Source organism: Methanoregula sp., assembly GCF_002835825.1.
Classification (GTDB): domain Archaea; phylum Halobacteriota; class Methanomicrobia; order Methanomicrobiales; family Methanospirillaceae; genus Methanoregula.
Genome location: NZ_PIZH01000573.1, coordinates 1 through 1,326 on the forward strand (window position 1 = coordinate 1; position 1,326 = coordinate 1,326).

Annotated in this window: 3 protein-coding genes; all 3 read left to right on the top strand. The window is 54.5% G+C overall.

What is annotated here, in order from left to right; all coding sequences use genetic code 11:
* Window positions 1-226 precede the first annotated feature (226 nt).
* From CW742_RS13400 to CW742_RS13410, 3 genes are read left to right on the top strand one after another with little or no spacing between them, the layout of a single operon-like run.
* A complete protein-coding gene (locus tag CW742_RS13400; protein WP_292421210.1) occupies window positions 227-367 on the top strand; it encodes a hypothetical protein in 141 nt (46 codons plus the stop codon).
* A complete protein-coding gene (locus CW742_RS13405) occupies window positions 367-621 on the top strand; it encodes a hypothetical protein (protein ID WP_292421212.1) in 255 nt (84 codons plus the stop codon). The genes CW742_RS13400 and CW742_RS13405 overlap by 1 nt, the downstream gene beginning before the upstream one ends.
* Complete coding sequence (locus CW742_RS13410; RefSeq protein WP_292421215.1) at window positions 621-1,049, top strand: ASCH domain-containing protein; 429 nt, start codon at window positions 621-623, stop codon at window positions 1,047-1,049. Before CW742_RS13405 ends, CW742_RS13410 begins: the two co-directional genes overlap by 1 nt.
* The last annotated feature ends 277 nt before the right edge of the window (window positions 1,050-1,326 follow it).

Genomic DNA, 1,326 nt, shown 5'->3' on the forward strand with positions numbered 1-1,326 from the left:
GTGTTCTGATGCCCATCAAGATTGAGTGCGGCTGCAACGGGTTTCACGTTTTGAGCACAGAGGGCCGCAATAAGATCCTCGTATCGGCTGACAATCTGAAAGCGGTTCACCTCGCTTTAGATCACCATTATTGGAGATATTTGGCTGATAAGAAAGGAAAACAACGCCGGGAAGGAAAGGTCGTGGGTTGTCCGCTCTGTGAAATGATGCATGGGGGGTCGAACTGATGGTCTGGATCCACGTCTACATGACCCGGTGGAACAACGTTCGCTCTGAAGTCCATGAGACAAAGGAGGAGGCGGACCATGCGTACCGGCTCCGAGAAAGCCTCAACCACCCGCAGAAAATTTTCGAGGTGGTCCTCTGATGCCGCCCGACTCCCGCTATCAATGCAACTCCCCGGTACCCTGCCGGCGCCAGGATAATCTCAGTCCGCGGTACTGTCTGAACTGCGAGGACCTCCAGCTGACCGAGAAGGAGAAGGAAGCTCGCGAGTTCATCGCGAGAGAATTGAAAATCTACAACGAGACTCCGTTCCCGAACGGTGCGGCAATCCTCTACCCGGGCATTGAGGGATCGCATCCGGTCAACGCATCCAAATGGCTCCGGGAGGTGGCGTGATGTTGCTTTTCAAACCCTACCACGTCTGGCCAATCTGGATGAAGGAGAAGACCGAGACCCGACGGCTCTGGAAAAGACAACGGGCCATCTTAGGCTCCCGGCACCAGGCGCAGACCAAGATGTACTCCAATGAGTACTTCGCGAAGCTCGATATCATTGAGATTTATCAGCAGCCCCTGGGCGCGATGACCGAACAGGACGCCAAGGCCGAGGGAGGGTACACGCTCGCGCAGTACCGGCACGTGCTCGAAGAGATCAACGGAACCCCATGGGACGACAAGCAGGTCGTCTTCGTGGTCAGGTTCGAGAAGGTGCCATTCGATCATTACGGCACGGTTCAGCAACCGTGGCTTACCAAGGAGGGGCTGCAACTGCAGAACCTTTACCTGAATCATCTGGATGCTGTCAGAGGGGCGTGTTCGGCATGACTTCCGAACCACGATGTCTCGTTTCAGGGAAAAAACCCCTGATCCCATACTGCACCTGGCCTTTCTGGTGCCCGCTGAGTGGAGACCCAATCATCTGCGGAGTGAGGGGCGGAGATCGGATTCATCCAGAAGTCATTTCGACGAGGAGAGATCTATGCCCCTATACACATCTCCGAGCTCACGAGACGGATCCCTATCTCGTATCCCGCCTTCTTCCTGAAAAACAAGAGTACATACCTCGTCTTTAACAAAACAACCAAACATACCTACAAGTCAA